Here is a 20558-nt window from a genome sequence, read left to right as displayed (position 1 = left end):
GACGGACACGGGCGGGCACGCGATGCGCACGCGGCGGGCACGGGAGTAGCGGACGGCCGTTCCGGGTAGGCCCGGGAGACCCGCACGACGTACCCACGGCACTACGCTGACGCCGGCGGGTGGGTCGGTGGGGAGGGCGGGAGCACCATGGGGATCGAGAGCGAGCAACTGGTCTACGACTACCTGAGCCGCGTGGGCGACCTCGCCGGCCAGTCGGGCGGGCTGACGGCTGCGCAGCGCGCCCGTCTGGTCAACGAGCTGCGCCAGAGCATCGACTCCCAGCGCGCTGCGTCCTCACCGTCCTCGACCCGCGCGGAGGTCAACTCCGTCCGCAAGATCCTCGCCGGGCTAGGTACGCCGGACGAGGTGGTCGGCCGCGCCTCCGGTGGCGGGCGCTGGGCCACGTCCGGCCCGTCCGTGCCCCGGCAGGGGGCGTCGTCCGGGCCCGTCGCGCCGTCGGTGCAGTCGGTGCCGTCCCGGCCGTATGCCGACGCGACGCCCTCGATCCCGGCGCAGGGACAACCCCCGGGGGTCGAGGGCCGGGTGGAGTACATCAACCCGGAGGCGAACCAGACCCTCACGACCGGCGTCCCGTGGTGGACCGGCGAGGTGGAGGGTGTCGTCCACCCGGGCGCGGGTGGTGTGCGCATGGTCCAACCCCCCGGCTGGTCCGGCGCCTTCGACCGCGAGTCGCCGACCTACGACGGCTCGGTGATCCACCCGCTGACCGGCCGCCCGGTCGGCTTGCCCGGTGGCCTGCCCGGGGAGACCCCCGGGCAGCAGCCCGGGTCGCCGCCGGAGGCGATCCCGCAGCCCAGCCCCGGCCTGCTCCGGCGCCTGCTCGGCGCGCAGCCGGCGGCCCCCGGGGCGGGGGCCGCGGCGCCCGTGCCGGTCGCGCAGGCGCCGCGCGCGCCGATGCCGTTCGTCGAGTCGCTGGCCACGCTGGTGCTGGCCGCCGGCGCGGTCACCGGGCTCTGGTACCTGGCGGTCCTGGGCTGGCTCTTCGCCTACGGCAGCCGCAGGCTCGGCCGGGGCGTCGGCAGGTTCGCCTCGCTCTGGATCCCCGGCCTGCTGGGCGCGGCCTGCGGTTTCTGGCTCTACAGCCGGGGCCACACGTCCGGTCACCCGGCCCTGACCAACGCGCAGTTCGCTGCCGCGACCCACAACGCCTTCGCTTTCTGGCTCCGCGCCTCCGCGGGCCTTTCGGCGGCGTTCCTGGCCTGGCGCATCACGCGGCGTTAGCCGCTGGGGGCACGTTGCACGGTCCAGGGGCGCGGGGCTTGCCCGGTGAACTGCGTGCGCGACAATCCCCCAGCCTCCGGCCGGGGGGACCCCTCCCACGACGGATGGTCCGGGGCGCGCAGGGCCGTCCGCACGCCGGTGGGTGCTCGCGCCCACGCAGGGGGCACCTCAGGGGCACCTCCCGGCCGAAGACCGGGGGAGGAGCCGCACATCAGCCGAGCCTCGCGCTCCTACGGGGTTGCAGCTTCCCGGCATGCCACGGTGAACCGCAGGTGGGTCTCGGAGCGGAGGACGCCGTCCGGGTCGCGGAGTTCGTCCAGTGCGGTCAGGGCCGCGGACTTCGCGGCGTCCCGGCGTGCGTGGGGGATCTTCTCCAGCCAGGCGCGGCGTCCCGTCGACCACTGGGAGCGCCACCAGGCGTCCCCGCTCTCGATCACGTGCACGGAGGTCTCCGCCACCGTCCGCACCTGCCCGAACCCGCACGCGCGGAGCAGCTCCGCAATGGACTCGGGGGTGTCGAACGCCGGGTGCCCGCCGCGCGCGCCCTGGCGCGGGGAGGACGCGGGGAGCGGCTCCTCGAGGTAGGCGAGGGCCGCGTCCAGGGGGCGCGTCCAGCGCGGGTCGGAGACGGGCCCCCAGCTGGACATCGCGAACCGGCCGCCGGGGACGAGGATGTGGTGGGCCGCGTGCAGCACCGCCGCCGGATCGGGGGTGATGAACATCATCAGCCCGGCCAGCACGGCCTCGAAGGAGCCGGCGGGGAAGCCGGGGTCCTCGGCGTCGCCGACGCGGGCGGTGACGTTGCGCAGGCCCTGGCGGGCGATGTCCGCGGCGGTGGCGTGGGCCATGCCGGGGGAGAGGTCGAGTCCGGCGACGTAGCCGTCGGGGCCGACGGCCTCCGCGGCGGCGAAGAGGACCGCGCCGCGGCCGCAGCCGAGATCGAGGACGCGGTCACCGGGCCGCACGCCTGCGTGCTGCACCAGACGGACGCCGTTGGAACGGAAGAACGCGGCGTCGGCTTCGTCGGCGGTCCCGTAGGTCTCGGCGACCAGGTCGAAGCCCTCCGCGATGAACGTCTTCCGCGCCGCCGCGCGCTCCCGCTCGCGTGGCGACCCGTGTTCCTGGTGGTCCCGCTGCTGCTGCGTTCTCGTCGTCGGCATGGAGCCATGGTGTTACCGAGTGACGTCCATCACAAGACTCTTGCCGCGTATCGGTCGCTACCCGCCCAAGTAGCGCCTCAGTTGACCGAGGATCAGGTCGGCCCCGAAGTAGCCGACGCCCTGGAACCAGAGCTGGTCGTCGACGGCGTAGGCGTGACGGGCCTTGACCGCCCCGAGGTCCTTCCACTCGGGACTGGTCAGCACCTCGTTCGTGTGGGCCTTGGCCGGGTCGCCGTAGGTGGCGTAGAAGATCGTGCTGCCGTCCGCCTCGCCGAGCTTCGACTCCGCCGGGATCACCACCTCCGCCGTGTTCCCGTTCTGCGCCGACGGGCGGCCCAGCTGGACGTCGGCCAGCAGCACGCCGAGGAAGCTCTTCGCGGCGATCACCCGGGGGTCCTCGCCCTGGACGAAGCGGACCAGGCTGATCTGCTGCTTGCGGGTGGTGCCGGAGCCGCCCAGTGCGGCGGTGACCTCGCGGACGTGGTCCTGGTAGGAGGCGGTGATCGCGTCCGCCACGGACTGGGTGTTCAGCGCCTGCGCGTGCAACTGGAAGTCCTCCTTCCAGGAGGCCCCGGTCGTCTCGGTGAGGACGGTCGGCGCGATCGCCGACAACTGCGCGTACCGGGAGCCGTCCGTGCTACGGCTGGAGAGGATCAGATCCGGTTCCAGTCGCTCGATCGCCGCGAGGTCGGGCGCGCCGACGACGCCGACCTGCGCGACCGGGGTGAGCCACGCGGCGGGGAAGTAGTCCGACAGGCCGCTGTCGAGGGCGGCGCGGGCCGCGCCGACAGGGGTGACGCCGAGGGTGAGCGCGGAGTCCAGCTCGGCCGTCCCCAGCACGACGACCCGGCTCGGCGAGGCCGGTACCTGGACCTTGCCGGTCGCCGCCTGGACGGTCCTGGTCGGCGAGGGGGTGGCGCTGGGTGTCCCCGATGACCCAGGCGACCCCGACGACCCCGCGGTCCCGGAGCCCGATGCTGTCCCCGAGGCGGCGGCCACCGCCTCGGCGCTCCCGGAGCCGACTGTGCCGGCGGCGCCCGCGCCGGCGCTGGTGGCCGATCCGGAGTTCGGCGGGACACCGTTGTCGCCCTTGCAGCCGCCCAGCACGGCCCCGGCTCCCAGGGCGCCGAGCGCGCCCAGCAGGGCTCTGCGCGAGTAGGGGCGCGGCATCCGGCCTCCCGTGGCTCTTGTCCCGGTATCAGATCATCTGTCTGATCTCGCAGTATCGCCTACGGCCTCGCCGAATAGGGTGAACACCATGACACCGTTGACGCCGCTCCCTCCGCTGGCCGTCGGGTTCGACCTCGACATGACCCTGATCGACTCCCGCGCGGGGATCGCCCGTGCCTACGACCTGCTCGCGGCGGAGACGGGCACGCCGATCGACAGTGACCTGGTGGTCTCCCGGCTCGGACCGCCGGTGGAGATCGAGATGGCGAACTGGTTCCCGGCCGACGAGGTGCCGGTCATGGCGAACCGCTACCGGGCGATCTACGCCGAGCACGGCGTCGCCGGGGTCACGGCGCTGCCCGGCGCGATGGCGGCGCTGGCCGCCGTCCGCGCGGCGGGCGGCCGGACGGTGGTGGTGACGGGCAAGTACACGCCCAACGCCAAGCTCAACCTGGCCGCGCTGGACATGCGGGTGGACGCGCTGCACGGGGACGTCTTCGGCGCCGGCAAGGCGGAGGCGATGCGCGCCGAGGGTGTGCGGGTCTACGTCGGCGACCACCTCGGCGACGTCGAGGGCGCGCGGGCGGCGGACGCCTTTCCGGTGGCCGTCACCACCGGCCCCTACGACGAGGCGGGCCTGCGTGCGGCGGGCGCGGGCGTGGTCCTCACCGACCTGACCGCGTTCCCGGCCTGGCTCGACAGCTACCTGCGCGAGGGCTGAGCCCTCCGCGTTACTCGGCGGGGGCCTGGCGTCGCTGCGCACGGGCCGAGCGGAACAGCCCGGCCAGGGCGACGGCGAAGCCCAGAGGCATCACCATGCAGACGAAGTAGGCCGCGCTCGGCAGCCGGTGCAGCCCGAGGAAGAGCGGCAGCACGGTGGCGATGGTCGCGACCGCGCCGAGGGCGAACAGGATCGCCCCGATGCGGACCAGCCCGTCGCCCGGCGCGGTCGGGGTGCCGGGACGGACGGTGCCGGGACGGAGGGTGGAGTCAGCGTTCACGCCCTCCACGCTAACGGGTCCGCGCAGGTGCGCCTCCCGCCCGGGGTTAGCCGGGCACTCCGGCCGGGTATGCACGTCACGCACGGGGACCGTGCGTGCGCGCAGCGGCATCGCTGCGATGCGACCCGACCGAGGAGGAGGTGCGCCATGTCCCCCACGCCGACAACACGTCGACGGCGACCGGCGCCGGTTCCTCCGGCGGAGCAATCGGGTCGATCATTTCGGCGCCGACCTGGAACAATGGCGCGGCGCTAGTTCACCTGCGGCGCCCAGCGGTCACCACCGGTCGCCGGGGGATGCCGCGCCCCGTACGACACACTCCGAAACGACTACCGACGAGGTCTCCCCATGCCTACGGGCAAAGTGAAGTGGTTCAACTCTGAGAAGGGCTTCGGCTTCCTCTCGCGCGACGACGGCGGCGACGTGTTCGTGCACTCCAAGGCCCTGCCTGTGGGCGTGGAGTCGTTGAAGCCGGGCCAGCGGGTCGAGTTCGGCGTGGTCGCGGGCCACCGGGGAGACCAGGCGTTGACGGTGACCCTCCTCGACGAGGCCCCCTCACTGGCGGCGGCGGCCCGCAAGAAGCCGGACGAGCTGGCCGCGATGGTGCAGGACCTGACGACGGTCCTGGAACAGATCATCCCGGGCCTCCAGAAGGGCCGCTACCCGGACAAGCCGGTCGGCAAGCGCATCGCCACGCTGCTGCACCACGTCGCCGACCAGCTGGACGTGTAGTCGCACTCACCTGAGGGGCGCGGGGCCCTGCCGATATGCGGCTCCTCCCCCAGCCTTCGGCCGGGAGGTGGCCCCTGCATGGGCGCGAGAAACCCCCTGCGCGGATGGCCCTGCGCGCCCGGGACCATCCGCACGTCAGCGGGGGCATCTCCCGGCCGAAGGCTGGGGGTTGTCGCGCCCACGGAGCCGCGAGTCAGCGGAGCCCCGCGCCCCCGGGTCGTGCGACTCGGCCGGGGAAGGTGAGCAGCTCGTCCGGGACCGCCGGGGTCAGCCCCTCGGCCGCTGCGCGCTGGAGGAGGCCCCGAACCGCGGCGTAGCCGGCGTCGCCGAGGTCCTCGGTGAACTCGTTCACGTACAGGCCGATGTGCTGGTCCGCCACCGAGGGGTCCATCTCCTGGGCGTGGGCCATCACGTAGTCGCGCGAGAGCGTGGGCTCCGCCCACGCCCGGCGGACGCTCGCGCGGATCGCGTCCGCCAGGGACGCCAGGCGCTCCGCGCCGAGGGCGCGGCGGGCGACGATCGCGCCGAGCGGGATCGGGAGGCCCGTCGTGGACTCCCACGCCTCGCCCATGTCGGCCAGGCAGCGCAGGCCGTAGTTCTGGTACGTGAAGCGCGCCTCGTGGATGACCAGGCCCGCGTCGACCTTGCCGTCGCGCACCGCGGGCATGATCTCGTGGAAGGGCATCACCACGATCTCGCCGAGGCCGCCGGGGACGGCCTGCGCCGCCCAGATGCGGAACAGCAGGTAGGCGGTCGAGCGCTCGCTCGGGACGGCCACGGTGCCGCCGCGCAGCGCGGCGGCGTCGGGGGAGGCGTCCGGACCGGTGAGCACGAGGGGGCCGCAGCCGCGGCCCAGCGCGCCGCCGCAGGGCAGCAGGGCGTACTCGTCGAGGACCCACGGCAGCTGCCCGTAGGAGATCTTCAGGACGTCCAGCTCACCGCGCTCGGCCAGGCCGTTGGTGATGTCGATGTCGGCGAAGGTGACCTCGGGCGGCACCGCCCCCGCGACCAGGCCGTGGGCCCAGGCGTGGAAGACGAAGGTGTCGTTCGGGCAGGGCGAGTAGGCGATCGTCAGGGCCGGGGAGGCGGCGGAGGAAGAAGTCACCCGACCAGTGTCGCGTACGGCAGTTTCTCGTAGACGGCCGCCAGGGCGCCCAGCGCGTCGCCGATGCGCCAGGCGGCGCGGTCGCGCGGGCCGACGGGGTTGGAGACGGTGCGCAGCTCCAGCACCGGCAGGGCGTGTCCGGCCGCTGCCTCGGCGACACCGAAGCCCTCCATGGCCTCCGCGACGGCGCCGGGGTGACGCCCCAGCAGCTCCGCCGCGCGCTCCGCGCTGCCGGTGACGGTGGAGACCGTCAGGACCGGGCCGACCGCGGCCGGGATGCCCGCGCCGCGCAGGGTGCGGGCCACCGTGTCGGTGCCGGTGCAGGCGTGCCGGACCCGGCCGAAGCCCAGTGCGGTGACGTCCGCGAAGCCGTCGGGTGTCTGCGCCCCGAGATCCGCCGCGACGATGGCCTCGGCGATGACGGCGCAGCCCACCGGTGCGACGGGGGCGAAGCCGCCCGCGATGCCGGAGGAGACGACGAGGTCGTAGGGCGCTGGGGCGAGGGCCAGGGCCAGGGCCGTCGCCGTGGCGGCGGCCGCCGCGGCCGGGCCGACGCCGGCGACCACCACGTCGAGCGGGCCCACGGCGGTCAGCTCGTAGCCGCCGGGCAGCGTCCTCGGCTCGGCGACGAAGGCGTGCGGCAGGGCCGGGGATCCGGAGGCGCCACGCAGCACCGCCGCCGCTTCGGCAGCGACGGCGGTGACGACGAGGAGGCGGGGAAGGATCAGACGCCCTTCTGCTTCACCTGGAACGCCCAGACGCCGTAGACGGTCTTGCCGTCGGTGGAGCCCTCGATGACCGTGACCTGGGTGCTGCCGGTCTGCGAGGCCTGCAGCGCCTGCGCGATCGGGATGTTGCCGGCCTGCTGGTCGGTGGTCCGGGAGACCAGGCCGACAGCGCCCTGCTGACCGGGCACCTGCGCGGACCAGCCGTGCTTGGCGATGTCCTCGTTGGTGTTGATCATGAAGGTGCCGTTCGCGGCGACCTCGACCGTGGGGGTGTCCTTGGTCGGCTTCTGCCCGGCCTTGGTCAGGTCGCTGACGCAGGTGGCGATCTGCTTCGTGGTGAGCGCGTCGCCCTTGTTCCAGCACAGCGGCGCGAACTGCACCCAGTTCGAACCGGAGGTCACCTGCACCATCGGCTTCGACGGCGCGTAGTGGTTCGCGATCGGAAGGGTGACGGCGAGCGTCGCGGCGCCAACGACGGCGACGGCTCCGAGGGCGGCGACACCGCGGTTGAGACTCATGGTGCTGAGGCTACCGTCCCGCGACGATCACGCCACGTCGGGGGCGGCCGTCGCGTGCTGCACGTGGAGTGTCGTACGCGCCCGGACGGCCCACAGCAGCGCGACCGCCATCAGCGCGGAGGCCGTGGCCATACCGACCTCGCCGACCAGCGGCAGCACGATCCCGAGGCCGCCGCCGAGCACCCAGGTCAACTGGACCACCGTCTCCGAACGGGCGAACGCCGAGGTCCGGACGGCCTCCGGCACGTCGCGCTGGATCAGCGCGTCCAGGGCGACCTTGCCCATGCACTGGGCGAAGCCCGAGACGAAGGCGAGGATGACGACGGTGAGCGCGCTGTAGGCGATCGCGGCGGCCAGCGCGGAGCCGAACGCCAGCGCGAGCATCAACGTGACGAGCGTCTCAGGGCCGCGGGTGCGCAGCCATGCGCCGACCACGGTGCCGAGGGTGTTCCCGATGCCGAGCGCGGCGGCGATCAGGCCCAGCGAGGCCGTCGCGGGCAGCCCGGCGAGCGGGTGCTCGCGGACCAGGAACGCGAGGAAGAAGGTGAGGAACCCGAACAGGACGCGCAGCGCGCCCTCCGCGCCCAGCGCGAGGACCACCCCGGGCCCGACGGTCCGCAGCCCGACCTTGGCCGCGTCCGGTCCGGCCCCATCCTGTCCGGCCCCATCCTGTCCGGCCGCGTCCTGTGCGGCTCCCACCTGTCCGGCCTCCGTCGGGACGTCCCCGTCCATCGGGGCATACGCCGGGACGTCCGCATGGGGCCGGGCCTGCCGGGGGTCCTCGGCGTGGAGGAGTGCCCGTTCCTCCCCCCTGGCCACGTCCACCTTGTGCGGCAGCGCGAACGAGAGTCCCGCGCCGACCACGTAGATCAGGAACGCGCCGCGCAGCGGCCAGTCCGGCCCGATCAGGTGCAGCAGACCGCCCACCCCCGCCGCCACACCCGTGGAGAGCAGTCCGGCCAGCGACACCCGCGAGTTCGCCTTCACCAGCGGCAGCTGCGGTGGTCGCAGCCGTGGCACGACGACGCTGCGGATCACCCCGTAGGCCTTGGACGCGACCAGCACGCCCAGCGCCTCCGGGTAGATCTGCAGCCCGCCCCCGGCGATCGAGCCGGCCATCATCCAGGCCAGCGCGGCCCGGACCAGCATGCTGCCCGCCATGGCGGCCCGCCGCCCGCTCGGGATCCGGTCCAGCAGCGGCCCGATCACCGGGGCCAGCAGGACGAACGGCGCCATCGTGATCAGCAGGTAGAGGGCGACACGCCCGCGTGCCTCGTGCGTCGGTACGGAGAAGAAGATCGTGGACGCCAGCGCGACGGTGATCATCATGTCGCCGGCGGAGTTCACCGCGTGCAGTTCGATCAGCTTGGCCAGGCCGGACTCGCCCGCGCCCTCCGCGGAGGTCGCCTTCCTGATCCGCCGCCCCGTCGCGTTCGCGGCGTTGCCGGTGCGCAGCGCGGCAGACGAGGAGAACCGGTGCACAGCGGACGCCGCACGCCGGGCCATTCCCGCTTCAGGCTCGGCCATATCTCCCATGGTGCCCGACAAGGAACGCGAGGAGCGGTAGTTTCGGCGGCGGGTTCCGCGTCCACGCGGGACAGCGGAGCAGGCGTTCGGCAAGAATAGGAAGTCGCACCGCTACCGTGCGCAGCGCGCACGACGGGCGGGTGCTCCGAGGGCGTGGTTGGGGCCGCGACGAGGTTGGGAGAGAATCAGTCCGTGATGAGTGCTGCGACGACGACGCGAAGCCGTACCCCTGACCGCGTGTGCGCTGAGGCCGTGGAGTTCGCCCGGCACGCGGCGGTCGAGGCCGTCGGTGTGGCCGCCGTCGGTGAGCACCTCGGTCTGGACGTCGAGGGCGACCGCGTGGTCACCCACTACTTCGCCACCACCGAGAAGGCCTACCGCGGCTGGCGCTGGGCGGTCACGGTGACCCGCGCGGCCCGTGCCAAGCAGGTCACCCTGGACGAAACGGTGCTGCTGCCCGGGCAGGACGCGCTGATCGCGCCGGAGTGGGTGCCGTGGAGCGAGCGCCTGCGCCCCGGCGACCTCGGCCCCGGCGACCTGCTCCCCACCGAGGCCGACGACCTGCGCCTGGAGCCCGGCTACTCCGGCGAGGACGAGCCGGCGCCGAACTCGGCGCTGGCGGAGGACCGCCTGTCCGGCATCGCCGGCGAGGACGTCGCGATCGAGCCGTCCGGCGCGGCCGTCGCGTTCGCACCGGACAACGAGCGCGCGCAGATCGCGTCCGTGGCGGACGAGCTGGGCATGGGCCGCGCCCGGGTGCTGAGCCGACTCGGCCTCAACATCGCCGCGGACCGCTGGGAGAAGGAGTTCGGCGCGCACTCGCCGATGGCGCAGGCGGCGCCGGCGGCGTGCGTCTCGTGCGGCTTCATGGTCCCGCTGGGCGGTTCGCTCAGTCAGGCCTTCGGCGTCTGCAGCAACGAGTTCAGCCCGGCGGACGGCCGCATCATCTCTCTCGCCTACGGATGCGGCGCCCACTCCGAGGCGGCGGTCATGCCCGCCCCGACGGCTCCGGCGGAGCCGGTCCTGGACGAGTTCTCCCTGGAGCCCCTCCCGCTCCACCCGGACCGCTCCGGCGGCTCCGTCGAGGAGAGCACCCCGGCCGAGGAGCTCGGCCACAGCTGACCTTGGGTTGCACTCCAGGGGCGCGGGGAACTGCGCGACAAGCCACTGATGGCAGATGGTCCCCCATGCGCAGGGCCATCCGCACGCAGGCGGTTCTCGCGCAGTTCCCCGCGTCCCTGGGTAGTGCAGCTACATGCTGATCGCTTCCAGTTTCGACCGTAGATACTCGGACGAATCCACGGCCTCGTACGCGACCGGCCCCGCCACCGGTGACACGCGGGTGTGGGGATCGCACTCGTAGAAGAACACCAGCGACATCAGGTCCTCCTCCGGCGCGTCCGCCGGCGGTGGGAGGACCCGGTGGCGGCCGCTGCGCCACCGGTCGCCGGTCCAGCGCGCCATCAGGTCGCCGATGTTGACCGTCAGCGCGTCCGGGACGAACGGGGCGTCGACCCAGCCCTCGCCCGGGATGTCGATCTGGAGACCGCCGAGGCCGGGCTCGCGGTCCAGCAGCGTGACGGTGCCGAAATCCGTGTGCGGGCCGATGCGGAACTGGCCCGGTTCCGGCGCGCCGACCACCGAGACGCCGGGGTACCAGTTGATGTTCAGCGTGTAGGTCGGGTGCCGGGTATGGTCGGTGAAGAACGACGGGCCCTGCCCGAGCGCCGCGCCGAGCAGGCGCAGGATCTCGTCCGACAGGGCCCGCATCCGGGCCAGGTACGGCTCGACGACCGACTGGAGCGCCGGTGCCTCCGCCGAGGGCCACCGGTTCGGCTGGAACCAGAACGCGTCGATCGCGGCGTCGCCGACCGGGGCGTCCGCGCCCACCGTCCAGGACTCCTTCAGGTCGGGCGGGGAGGGCGTGCCCTCCGCGTAGGCGTTGGCCTCGGCGCCCTGGGCCAGCCAGCCGCGGCCGCCGACGCTGACGCAGTACCGCTGCTTCACCGGTGCCGGCAGGGCGAAGAACTCCCGGGCCGCCTCCCGGACCGTGCGCCGCTCGGCGGAGCTGACGCCGTGTCCGGTGACCAGCAGGAAGCCCGCCTCGCGCAGGGCCGCGTCCACCGCCGCCGCCGTCGTGGCCTGCTGCGCGGGGGTCCCGGTCAGCCAGGGGTCCAGATCGATCGTGGGGATCATGCGCCGATGTCCTCGTTCCACAGGTCGGGGTGCTCGCGGATGAAGTCCGTCATCATCCGCACGCACTCGGGGTCGTCGAGCAGGACGATCTCCACGCCGTGCTCGGCGAGCCAGTCGTGGCCGCCGTGGAAGGTGGCCGCCTCGCCGACGACGACCCGGCCGATGCCGAACTGCCGGACCAGGCCCGAGCAGTACCAGCAGGGGGAGAGCGTCGTCACCATGGTGGTGCGGCCGTAGCCGCGCAGCCGGCCCGCCGCGCGGAACGCGGCGGTCTCGGCGTGCATGGAGGGGTCGCCGTCCTGGACCCGGCGGTTGTGGCCGGAGCCGAGCAGCTCGCCGTCGGGACCGAACAGGGCCGCGCCGATGGGGATGCCGCCCTCGGCGAGGCCGCGCCGGGCCTCGCCGAGGGCGACGGAGAGCAGGTAGGGGTAGTCCGGGGAAACCATGTGCTTACGATGCCTCGGCGCCCTCCGTGCCAACCGTCCGCAGGCCCGGAACCGCCCGGAGTGCCGCGTAGACCAGACCCGCGATCAGGAACCCGGCCAGGAAGGCGATGTCGCCGATCTGCGGGACCTGCCGGGCGATCAGTCCGGTGTACTCGGTCTGGTTCGAGAAGAGCCAGACCCCCAGCCCCGTCCCGACGGCCATCGCGATCGGCCCGGACCACCGGGCGAAGCGTTCGTCCGAGAGGTCCGCCGCGACCTCGGCGTCGCTCTGCCCGCGCCGGAACCAGCGGTCCAGGAAGACCACGGCCAGCCACGGGCCGATCCAGTAGGTGATGACCAGCAGGAAGTCGGTGTACTTCGCGCCCGAGTCGTGCAGGCCCGACCAGGCGACCGCCGTCCCGGCGACGCCGAAGACGAGCGCGACCGTCGCCCGCCGCACCGCGGCCGGGAGCCGGATGCCCATCGCGACGAAGGACAGCGCGCCCGAGTAGATGTTCAGCGCGTTCGCGGCCACGCCGCCCACCGCGATCGCCAGCAGCGTCAGGTCGCCGAGCCAGCCGGGCAGCGGGTGGACGAAGGCGGCGGTGGGGGACAGCCCGGACGGCACGGCGATGGTCACCGAGGCCGCGCCGACGATCTCCAGGAAGACGCAGGACCAGAAGACGCCGACGGCGGGCCAGAGCGCGACCTGCCACTTCGGCGTCGAGGCGGGCAGGTAGCGGGTGTAGTCGGAGCCGTAGGGCGTCCAGCCGGCGGCGTAGCCGAAGGCCGCGCCCGCCGTCAGCAGGAAGGCGCCGGGGAACGCGTGCGCGCCGTTCGCCGCGCCGAGGTGCGCCTTGCCCAGCAGGACCGCCGCGGCGACCACGAAGACCACCGTCAACGCGGGGAAGGTGTACTTCTCCGCCGTGTGGATGAAGTTGTGGCCGAGGAAGGCGATGGCCACCTGCAGCACGGCCACCAGGAACAGGCAGAGCAGCACCGGCCAGCCCGTCAGCGTGCCGAGCGCGTACGCGGCGCTGACGCTGTTCACGGCGAACCAGCCGATTCCGGCGGTCAGCGCGTTCAGCCCGGCCGGGAGCGCGTTGCCGCGGAAGCCGAAGGCGGTGCGTCCGGCGACCATCTGCGGCACGCCGAACCGGGGACCGGACAGGCCCAGGAAGCCGTGCGCGACCGAGCCGAGCCCGGTGCCGAGCAGGATGGCCAGGGCGGCCGACCAGAAGCCGAGGCCGAAGACGCCGACGCCGAGCACGCCGACGAAGACGGTGGCGAACTCCATGTTGGGGGAGGTCCAGGTCCACAGCAGGCCCAGCGGACGGCCGTGGCGTGCGGAGGCGGGAACGGGCTCGGCGCCGGTGGGTTCGACGGCGAGGACGTGGTCCCCGTAGGCGGTGATGGCTTCCGTGACGGCACCGGGTCCGGCGCCCTGCGTGGTGGTCATGCCCGGCAGTGTCGAGGCCGCGCCGACCCCTGTAAATGCACGAAACAAAGGGTTTACGCCCGCCCCCGCAATCAGTGATCGCACAGCGGTGACGGATACTGAGCGCTATGGCTTACGACGATCTACGGTCCTTCCTCCGAGCGCTGGAGCGCGAGGGCGACCTCAAGCGGATCACGGCGGAGGTGGACCCGTACCTGGAGGTCGGGGAGATCGTCGACCGGGTGCAGAAGGCCAAGGGCCCGGCGCTGCTCTTCGAGAACGTGCGTGGCTCGGCGATGCCGCTGGCCATGAACGTCTTCGGCACCGAGCGCCGGCTGGCCAAGTCGCTGGGGCTCAAGTCCGCCGACGAAATCGGCGAGAAGATCGCCGGGCTGCTGAAGCCGGAGCTGCCGCACGGCTTCACCGGCGTGCGCGAGGCCTTCGGCAAACTGGCCGGGATGACGCACGTCCCGCCGAAGAAGGTGAAGCCGGGCGAGGCCAAGGTCCAGGAGGTCGTGCTCACCGGCGACGACGTCGACCTGATGCAGCTGCCGGCGCTGTTCACCTGGCCGCAGGACGGCGGGTCCTTCTTCAACCTGGGCCTGACCCACACCAAGGACCCGGACACCGGCATCCGCAACCTCGGCCTCTACCGCTTGCAGCGTCACGACAAGCGCACCATCGGCATGCACTGGCAGATCCACAAGGACAGCCGCAACCACGCCGCGGTCGCTGCCAAGCGGGGCGAGAAGCTGCCCGTCGCGATCGCCTTCGGCTGCCCGCCGGCCGTCACCTACGCGGCGACCGCGCCGCTGCCGGGCGACATCGACGAGTACCTGTTCGCGGGCTTCGTCGGCGGCGCGCGGGTCCCGATGGTGGACTGCAAGACCGTCCCGCTCCAGGTGCCGGCCGACGCCGAGGTGGTGCTGGAGGGCTGGCTGGACCCGGACGTGATGCTGCCCGAGGGCCCGTTCGGCGACCACACCGGCTTCTACACCCCGCAGGAGCCGTTCCCGGCGCTGACCATCGACTGCGTGACGATGCGCCGCCGCCCGATCCTGCAGTCCATCGTGGTGGGCCGCCCGCCGACGGAGGACGGGCCGCTGGGCAAGTTCACCGAGCGGTTCTTCCTGCCGCTGCTCAAGGTGATCGTCCCGGACATCGTCGACTACGACCTGCCCGAGGCCGGCGGCTTCCACAACTGCGTGATCGTCTCGATCGACAAGAAGTACCCCAAGCACGCGCAGAAGGTCATGCACGCGATCTGGGGCGCCCACATGATGTCGCTGACCAAGCTGATCATCGTGGTGGACTCCGACTGCGACGTGCACGACTACCACGAGGTCGCCTGGCGGGCGCTGGGCAACGTGGACTACAGCCGGGACCTGTCGGTCGTGGAAGGGCCGGTCGACCACCTCGACCACGCCTCCTACCAGCAGTTCTGGGGCGGCAAGGCGGGCATCGACGCGACCCGCAAGCTGCCGGAGGAGGGCTACACCCGCGACGGCGGCTGGCCCGAGATGGTCCTGTCGGACCCGGCCACGGCCGCGCTCGTGGACACGCGCTGGAAGGAGTACGGGCTCTCATGACGACGGCTGTCGCCACTGCCGAGATCGGCAGGACGAAGGCGTTCCTGCGCCTGGTGATGATCGAGCACTCGGTCTTCGCGTTGCCCTTCGCCTACATCGCCGCACTGACCGCGATGTTCCTGCACGACGGGCGCGTGCACTGGACCCAGCTGCTGCTGGTCACCCTCTGCATGGTCGGCCTGCGGACCTTCGCCATGGCCGCGAACCGCATCATCGACCGCGAGATCGACGCGCGGAACCCGCGCACGGCCGGGCGCGAGCTGGTGACCGGCGCGGTCTCGCTGCGCACGGCCTACACCGGCTCGGCGCTCGCGCTGGTCGTCTTCCTCGCCGCGGCCGCGCTGCTCAACCCGCTCTGCCTGGCGCTGGCGCCCATCGCGGTGATCCCGATGGTCGTCTACCCCTACGGCAAGCGGTTCACCGACTTCCCGCACGCGATCCTGGGCCTGGCGCAGTCCATGGGCCCGATCGGGGCGTGGATCGCGGTCACCGGCACCTGGTCCTGGGAGGCCTGCGTGCTGGGCCTGGCCGTCGGCGTCTGGATCGGCGGCTTCGACCTGATCTTCGCCTGCCAGGACGTGATGGCCGACCGCGCGGACGGCGTCCGCTCGGTCCCGGCCCGCTTCGGCGTCGACAAGGCCCTCTACGGTGCCCGCGCGGCGCACGGGGCCACCATGCTGCTGCTCGGCTGGTACGCCTGGCTGACGGCGGCAGGCTGGGCGTTCTGGATGGGCCTCGCGGTCGTCGCGGTGGCCTTCGTCTACGAGCACTCGATCGTGAAACCGGGCGACCTGTCCCGGCTCAACCGGGCCTTCTTCCAGGTGAACGGGTTCGTCGGGATCTCGCTGTTCTGCTTCGCCCTGCTGGACCTGCTGCTGCGGGGTCTGACCCTCTAGGAATTTCCGACGGCCCTCCCGCTGCTGATCTGCCCAAGGTTGATCTTCAACAGGAGGGCTTCGTCATGAGCGGGACCATTGCGGTGATCGGCACCGGCAACATCGGCGGCACGCTGGGCCGTGCCTTCGCCAAGGCGGGCCACGCCGTCGTCTTCGGCTCCCGTCACCCGGCCACGTCCGGCGCCTCGGGCGACACCGACGCCAAGGTCACCACGGTCGCCGAGGCTGTCGTGGCGGCGGACACCGTCCTGCTCGCCATCCCGGCAGGCGACGTCGAGACGTTCCTGACCGACCACGCGGCCGCCCTCGCGGGCAAGCTCCTGATCGACGCCACCAACCGCTTCCCCGGCCCGGTCCTGCACAGCGCCGACCTCGTCGCCCGCCTGGCCCCGACGGCCCGCTACGCCCGCGCCTTCAACAACCAGGCATGGGAGACCTTCGCCAACCCCCGCTGGGACGGCGTCCCCGGCAACCTCTTCTACACCGTCGACGACGCTGCGGACGCCCCCGCCGTCGAGGCCCTGATCAGCGCGGTCGGCCTGGTCCCGACCTTCGCCGGCCCGAACCGCCCGGACCTTCTCGACGCGGCCCTGTTCCTGCTCGCCCCGTCCTTCGCCACCCTCGGCCGCCGCACCGGCTTCCGCCTCGTGCACGACTGACAGGCCGGGCCCGTTAGGGTCGAAGACGTGAAGCGTGAGCCGTGGGTCGTGGGGGTGTCGGGAGCGTCGGGGACGCCGTACGCGGCGGCGGTGATACGCGGGTTGCTGGGGGCAGGCGAGGCCGTCGACGTCGTGGTGAGCCGGGCGGCGCGGCTGACGTTGATCGACGAGACCGGCATCCCGTTCCGGGACGCGTACTGGCGCGAGGACCTGCGGGAGTGGCTGGAGCGGCCGCTGGACCGGGGGAAGCCCGAGCCGTTCGAGCTGGAGGACGTGCGGTACTGGACGGCCGGGGACTTCGCCGCCGGGCCGTCGAGCGGGTCGTATCCCGCCAGAGGGATGATCGTGGTGCCGTGCAGTGCGGCAGCCGTCGCGGGCATCGCGATCGGCCTCAGCAAGGACCTGCTCCAGCGGGCGGCGAGCGTCACGCTCAAGGAGCGGCGTCCGCTCGCGCTCTGCGTGCGGGAGACCCCGCTCAGTGGGGTGACTCTGCGTCAACTCGCGGACCTGGACGGCCAGGGCGCCGTGGTGATCCCCGCCTCCCCGGGGTTCTACGCCGGCTCGGCCAGCGTCCAGCAGCTCGTGGATTTCGTGGCCGGGCGTGTGCTCGACTCCGTCAAGGTCGAGCACCGGCTCTACCACCGCTGGGCGGGTGAACTGGGCGGAGGAGCCCCCTCGACGTGAGCTCGACGTGATGCGGGTCACCTCGTCGGAGTATCTTCTTTGCGAACAGGGGGCCGCGTCGGCCTGGAGTTTTGGAATCCGGATACTGTCGGCAGGTTCCCCAACGATTGGAAGGCCAGGTTTTTCCTCATGGATGCGGTGGACAGGCAGCTCATCCAGGCGCTGCGTGAAAACGGTCGCGCCTCGTACGCCGAGCTGGGACGGCTCGTCGGCTTGTCCGGCCCCAGCGTGACCGACCGGATCAACCGCCTCGAACAGGCGGGCGTCATCACCGGCTACCGCGCCACGGTCAACCCCGCCTCGCTCGGCCTCGGCGTCACCGCCCTGATCGGCCTCCAGCTGACCGACGCCGCCGACCACGACGACGTCGCCTCCCGGCTGCGCGACCTGCCCGACGTCGAGGACTGCTGGTTCATCGCGGGCGACGACTCCTACATGCTCAAGGTCCGCGTCCCCGACGTGGACGGCCTCGAATCCATCGTGAAGCGGCTTTCCGGCACCAAGGGCGTCGCCCGGACCCGCACCACCGTGGTCCTCTCCACCAAGTGGGAGAACCGCGCGGTGGAACTGCCCGACACCGAGTTCACGGACGCGACGCGAAAGGCGTGATGCGCGCATGGCCCTGGTGACACTGGACGAGCTGCGCGAGGCGCAGCGACGGATCGCCGGGGTCGCGGTGCGCACCCCGCTGCTGCCCTGCCCCTGGGCCGACCGCCCCGGGCGTTCGCTGCACCTGAAGCCGGAGAACCTGCAACCCACCGGCGCGTTCAAGATCCGCGGCGCCTACAACCGGCTGGCGGCGCTGACGGACGAGGAGCGGGCGCGCGGCGTGGTGGCGCAGTCCAGCGGCAACCACGCCCAGGCGGTGGCCTACGCGGCGCGCCGGCTCGGCATCAAGGCCGTCATCGTCATGCCCGACACCTCACCCGAGGTGAAGGTCGAGAACACCCGCTCCTTCGGCGCCGAGGTGATCCTCGTCGACATGACGCAGCGGGACGACCTCCCCGCGGAGCTGGTAGAGCGCCACGGCTACGTCTGGGTGCCGCCCTACGACGACCCCTACATCATCGCGGGCCAGGGCACGACGGGCCTGGAGATCGCCGACGACGCCGCGATGCTGGACCTGGACCTCCAGACCGTCCTGGTGCCGGTCAGCGGCGGCGGGCTGATCAGCGGCGTGGCGACGGCGCTCAAGCTGACGATGCCGGGCGTGCGGGTCATCGGCGTCGAACCCGCCCTGGCGGGCGACGCGGCGGACAGCTTCCGCGCCGGCGAACGGCGCGTCTGGCCCCACTCGGACACCTACCGCACGATCGCGGACGGCCTGCGTACGACCTCGCTCGGCGTGCTGCCGTGGGAGCACGTGCAGGCCTACGTGGACGACATCATCACCGTCTCCGAGGAGGAGATCGCCGAGGCGGTCGCCGTCCTGGCCCGCAGGGGCCGCCTGGTGGCGGAGCCCTCGGGCGCGGTGACGACGGCTGCCTACCTCTTCCACGCCGACGCCCTGCCGGGCTCGCGCTTCGCGGCGGTCCTCAGCGGCGGCAACCTGGAGCCTGCGCTCCTCGGAAAGCTGCTGGCGGCGTAGCCGCCTCTCAGGGGCGCGGGGAACCGCGCGAGAACCACCGGCGTGCGGATGGCCCGCCCGTTCGGCGCGCTACGTGGGTGGGTGGCTTCATGCGCGGTTCCCCGCGCCCCTGACGATGGTCCGCATCTGCCCAGGGCGTAGGCTCGTACGGATTTGTCAGGTCGCTGATGGAGGCGGAACTCGGATGGACGCAGGGCTGAAGCGCGAGCTGGAGGCGAAGGTCTACGCCGGGGAGCGGCTCACCCGTGAGGACGGGATCGCGCTCTACGAGACCGACGACCTCGCGTGGCTCGGTGGGCTGGCCCACCACGTTCGGACGCAGAAGAACGGCGACGTCGTCCACTTCAACGTCAACCGCCACCTGAACATGACCAACGTCTGCACCGCCTCCTGCGCGTACTGCTCGTTCCAGCGCAAGCCGGGCGAGAAGGACGCCTACACGATGCGCATCGAGGAGGCGGTCAAGCTCGCCAAGGCGATGGAGACCGACCAGCTCACCGAGCTGCACATCGTCAACGGCCTGCACCCCACCCTTCCCTGGCGCTACTACCCGCGTTCGCTGCGGGCGCTGAAGGAGGCGCTGCCGACCGTCGGGCTGAAGGCCTTCACCGCCACCGAGATCCACCACTTCGAGAAGATCTCGGGCCTGTCCGCCGACGAGATCCTCGACGAGCTGATCGACGCCGGCCTGGAGTCGCTGACCGGCGGTGGCGCCGAGATCTTCGACTGGGAGGTGCGGCAGCACATCGTCGACCACGACACCCACTGGGAGGACTGGTCGCGCATCCACCGCCTGGCGCACAGCAAGGGCCTCAAGACGCCGGCGACGATGCTCTACGGCCACATCGAGGAGCCGCGTCACCGCGTGGACCACGTGCTGCGGCTGCGCGAGCTGCAGGACGAGACCGGCGGCTTCCAGGTCTTCATCCCGCTGCGCTACCAGCACGACTTCCACGACTCGCGAGACGGCAAGATCCGCAACACGCTCCAGGCGCGCACCACCATGGCGACCGGCGCGGACATGATCAAGACCTTCGCCGTCTCCCGGCTGCTCTTCGACAACGTGCCGCACGTCAAGGTCTTCTGGGTGATGCACGGCCTGGCCGGTGCCCAGCTGATGCTCAACCACGGCGCGGACGACATGGACGGCTCGGTCGTCGAGTACAAGATCACCCACGACGCGGACGGCTTCGGCACGCCGAACAAGCTGACCCGCGACGACCTGCTCGACCTGATCCGCGACGCGGGCTTCCGCCCGGTCGAGCGGAACACCCGCTACGAGATCATCAACGAGTACCCGGGGCCGGACGCCGCCCGCCGCGAGGCGCCGCAGCCGATGCGGTTCTAAGGACGGCCCGCTCCATGGCACTGCGCTTCACGCTCGATCCGGAGGTCACGCCCGGCCTCGTCGAGGAGATCGTCGGCGTCTGGACGGACGCCAGCAACGCCGGCGGCGCGATCGGATTCGTGCCGCCGGTGAGCCGGGACGACGTCCGGCCGACCGCGCTCGCCGCCTTCGCGGGTCTGGGCGACGGCGCCGACCGCCTGCTCGTCGCGCACGACGTGGAGAGCGGCCGCCTGGCCGGTGCGCTCTTCGTCGTCGACAACCGCTTCGGCCTCAAGGCCCACTGGCGGGGCCTGGCCCGGGTCATGCTGCACCCCGACTTCCAGGGCCGGGGCGACGGTCTCGCCCTGCTCGCGGAGGCGGAGCGGCTGGCCCGCGGCTGGGGCCTTTCCGCCCTGTCGCTGGACTGCCGGGGCGGCATCGGCCTGGAGCACTTCTACGCCCGCTGCGGCTACAAGGAGGTCGGCCGGCTGCCGGGCGCGATCCGGGTCGGCCCCGGCGACGACCGCGACGACATCCTCATGTGGCTCGACCTGCGCTGACGCGGTCCTTCTC

At 72.5% G+C, this 20558-nt stretch carries 22 protein-coding genes; 12 read left to right on the top strand and 10 right to left on the bottom strand.

The genetic code is table 11. The features are described from left to right. Positions 1–147 precede the first annotated feature (147 nt). On the top strand, positions 148–1242 hold the full coding sequence (locus ABH931_RS08900) for a hypothetical protein (protein ID WP_370111581.1): 1095 nt from the start codon (positions 148–150) through the stop codon (positions 1240–1242). A gap of 230 nt (positions 1243–1472) precedes the next feature. Here ABH931_RS08900 and ABH931_RS08895 read toward each other — a convergent pair whose 3' ends face one another. Both ABH931_RS08895 and ABH931_RS08890 read right to left on the bottom strand, forming a co-directional pair. Next, entirely contained in the window at positions 1473–2402 is a 930-nt protein-coding gene (locus ABH931_RS08895; RefSeq protein WP_370111580.1) for a class I SAM-dependent methyltransferase, read from the bottom strand. 57 nt (positions 2403–2459) lie between these two features. Then, positions 2460–3572, bottom strand: coding sequence for an ABC transporter substrate-binding protein (locus ABH931_RS08890; protein WP_370111579.1), 1113 nt, complete (start codon positions 3570–3572; stop codon positions 2460–2462). An 88-nt stretch (positions 3573–3660) separates the two neighbouring features. On the opposite strand from ABH931_RS08890, the gene ABH931_RS08885 reads away from it, so the two are divergent. Beyond that, a complete protein-coding gene (locus tag ABH931_RS08885; protein WP_370111577.1) occupies positions 3661–4293 on the top strand; it encodes an HAD family hydrolase in 633 nt (210 codons plus the stop codon). A gap of 10 nt (positions 4294–4303) precedes the next feature. Here ABH931_RS08885 and ABH931_RS08880 read toward each other — a convergent pair whose 3' ends face one another. Continuing rightward, positions 4304–4573, bottom strand: a complete 270-nt coding sequence (locus tag ABH931_RS08880; protein ID WP_370111576.1) for a hypothetical protein — start codon at positions 4571–4573, stop codon at positions 4304–4306. A gap of 348 nt (positions 4574–4921) precedes the next feature. On the opposite strand from ABH931_RS08880, the gene ABH931_RS08875 reads away from it, so the two are divergent. After that, positions 4922–5305: a cold-shock protein gene (locus tag ABH931_RS08875; protein ID WP_370111574.1), complete on the top strand. Its 384-nt coding sequence runs from the start codon at positions 4922–4924 to the stop codon at positions 5303–5305. Between the two features lie 193 nt (positions 5306–5498). Here the strand turns inward: ABH931_RS08875 and ABH931_RS08870 are convergent, their stop codons facing one another. The 4 genes from ABH931_RS08870 to ABH931_RS08855 are packed head-to-tail and all read right to left on the bottom strand — an operon-like array spanning position 5499 to position 9192. Then, positions 5499–6410 carry a 1,4-dihydroxy-6-naphthoate synthase gene (locus ABH931_RS08870; RefSeq protein ID WP_370111572.1) on the bottom strand — a complete coding sequence of 304 codons (912 nt, stop codon included), beginning with the start codon at positions 6408–6410 and terminating at the stop codon, positions 5499–5501. Then, positions 6407–7135, bottom strand: a complete 729-nt coding sequence (locus ABH931_RS08865) for a futalosine hydrolase (RefSeq protein ID WP_370111687.1) — start codon at positions 7133–7135, stop codon at positions 6407–6409. The genes ABH931_RS08870 and ABH931_RS08865 overlap by 4 nt, the downstream gene beginning before the upstream one ends. Further along, a complete protein-coding gene (locus ABH931_RS08860; RefSeq protein ID WP_370111571.1) occupies positions 7135–7656 on the bottom strand; it encodes a hypothetical protein in 522 nt (173 codons plus the stop codon). The genes ABH931_RS08865 and ABH931_RS08860 overlap by 1 nt, the downstream gene beginning before the upstream one ends. 27 nt (positions 7657–7683) lie before the next feature. Beyond that, on the bottom strand, positions 7684–9192 hold the full coding sequence (locus ABH931_RS08855) for an MFS transporter (protein WP_370111569.1): 1509 nt from the start codon (positions 9190–9192) through the stop codon (positions 7684–7686). 186 nt (positions 9193–9378) lie between these two features. On the opposite strand from ABH931_RS08855, the gene ABH931_RS08850 reads away from it, so the two are divergent. Next, positions 9379–10305 carry a DUF3027 domain-containing protein gene (locus ABH931_RS08850; protein ID WP_370111567.1) on the top strand — a complete coding sequence of 309 codons (927 nt, stop codon included), beginning with the start codon at positions 9379–9381 and terminating at the stop codon, positions 10303–10305. Between the two features lie 129 nt (positions 10306–10434). On the opposite strand, the gene ABH931_RS08845 is transcribed toward ABH931_RS08850, so the two are convergent. The 3 genes from ABH931_RS08845 to ABH931_RS08835 are packed head-to-tail and all read right to left on the bottom strand — an operon-like array spanning position 10435 to position 13263. Next, the gene (locus ABH931_RS08845) at positions 10435–11379 is read right to left on the bottom strand and encodes an isopenicillin N synthase family dioxygenase (protein ID WP_370111565.1); all 945 of its coding nucleotides are present in this window, start codon (positions 11377–11379) and stop codon (positions 10435–10437) included. Then, complete coding sequence (locus ABH931_RS08840; protein WP_370111564.1) at positions 11376–11825, bottom strand: nucleoside deaminase; 450 nt, start codon at positions 11823–11825, stop codon at positions 11376–11378. The genes ABH931_RS08845 and ABH931_RS08840 overlap by 4 nt, the downstream gene beginning before the upstream one ends. A gap of 4 nt (positions 11826–11829) precedes the next feature. Continuing rightward, the gene (locus ABH931_RS08835; protein WP_370111562.1) at positions 11830–13263 is read right to left on the bottom strand and encodes a cytosine permease; all 1434 of its coding nucleotides are present in this window, start codon (positions 13261–13263) and stop codon (positions 11830–11832) included. 107 nt (positions 13264–13370) lie between these two features. On the opposite strand from ABH931_RS08835, the gene ABH931_RS08830 reads away from it, so the two are divergent. From ABH931_RS08830 to ABH931_RS08795, 8 genes are all read left to right on the top strand, one after another. After that, positions 13371–14831, top strand: coding sequence for a menaquinone biosynthesis decarboxylase (locus ABH931_RS08830; protein WP_370111560.1), 1461 nt, complete (start codon positions 13371–13373; stop codon positions 14829–14831). Next, entirely contained in the window at positions 14828–15727 is a 900-nt protein-coding gene (mqnP, locus tag ABH931_RS08825; RefSeq protein WP_370111558.1) for a menaquinone biosynthesis prenyltransferase MqnP, read from the top strand. Before ABH931_RS08830 ends, mqnP begins: the two co-directional genes overlap by 4 nt. A gap of 65 nt (positions 15728–15792) precedes the next feature. Continuing rightward, positions 15793–16386, top strand: coding sequence for an NADPH-dependent F420 reductase (locus ABH931_RS08820; RefSeq protein WP_370111557.1), 594 nt, complete (start codon positions 15793–15795; stop codon positions 16384–16386). 27 nt (positions 16387–16413) lie between these two features. Further along, positions 16414–17070, top strand: coding sequence for a UbiX family flavin prenyltransferase (locus ABH931_RS08815; protein WP_370111555.1), 657 nt, complete (start codon positions 16414–16416; stop codon positions 17068–17070). A 129-nt stretch (positions 17071–17199) separates the two neighbouring features. Beyond that, positions 17200–17679, top strand: a complete 480-nt coding sequence (locus ABH931_RS08810; protein WP_042453628.1) for an Lrp/AsnC family transcriptional regulator — start codon at positions 17200–17202, stop codon at positions 17677–17679. Between the two features lie 7 nt (positions 17680–17686). Further along, positions 17687–18658, top strand: coding sequence for a threonine/serine dehydratase (locus ABH931_RS08805; protein ID WP_370111553.1), 972 nt, complete (start codon positions 17687–17689; stop codon positions 18656–18658). A 184-nt stretch (positions 18659–18842) separates the two neighbouring features. Further along, positions 18843–20006, top strand: coding sequence for an aminofutalosine synthase MqnE (gene mqnE / locus ABH931_RS08800; RefSeq protein WP_370111551.1), 1164 nt, complete (start codon positions 18843–18845; stop codon positions 20004–20006). Positions 20007–20020: 14 nt separating this feature from the next. Beyond that, on the top strand, positions 20021–20545 hold the full coding sequence (locus ABH931_RS08795) for an N-acetyltransferase family protein (protein WP_370111549.1): 525 nt from the start codon (positions 20021–20023) through the stop codon (positions 20543–20545). Positions 20546–20558: the final 13 nt, after the last annotated feature.

This window comes from Streptacidiphilus sp. MAP12-33 (assembly GCF_041261265.1).
Lineage (GTDB): Bacteria > Actinomycetota > Actinomycetes > Streptomycetales > Streptomycetaceae > Streptacidiphilus.
Note: the sequence above shows the minus strand (reverse complement) of the source record. Positions and strands in the feature narration are given on the sequence as shown.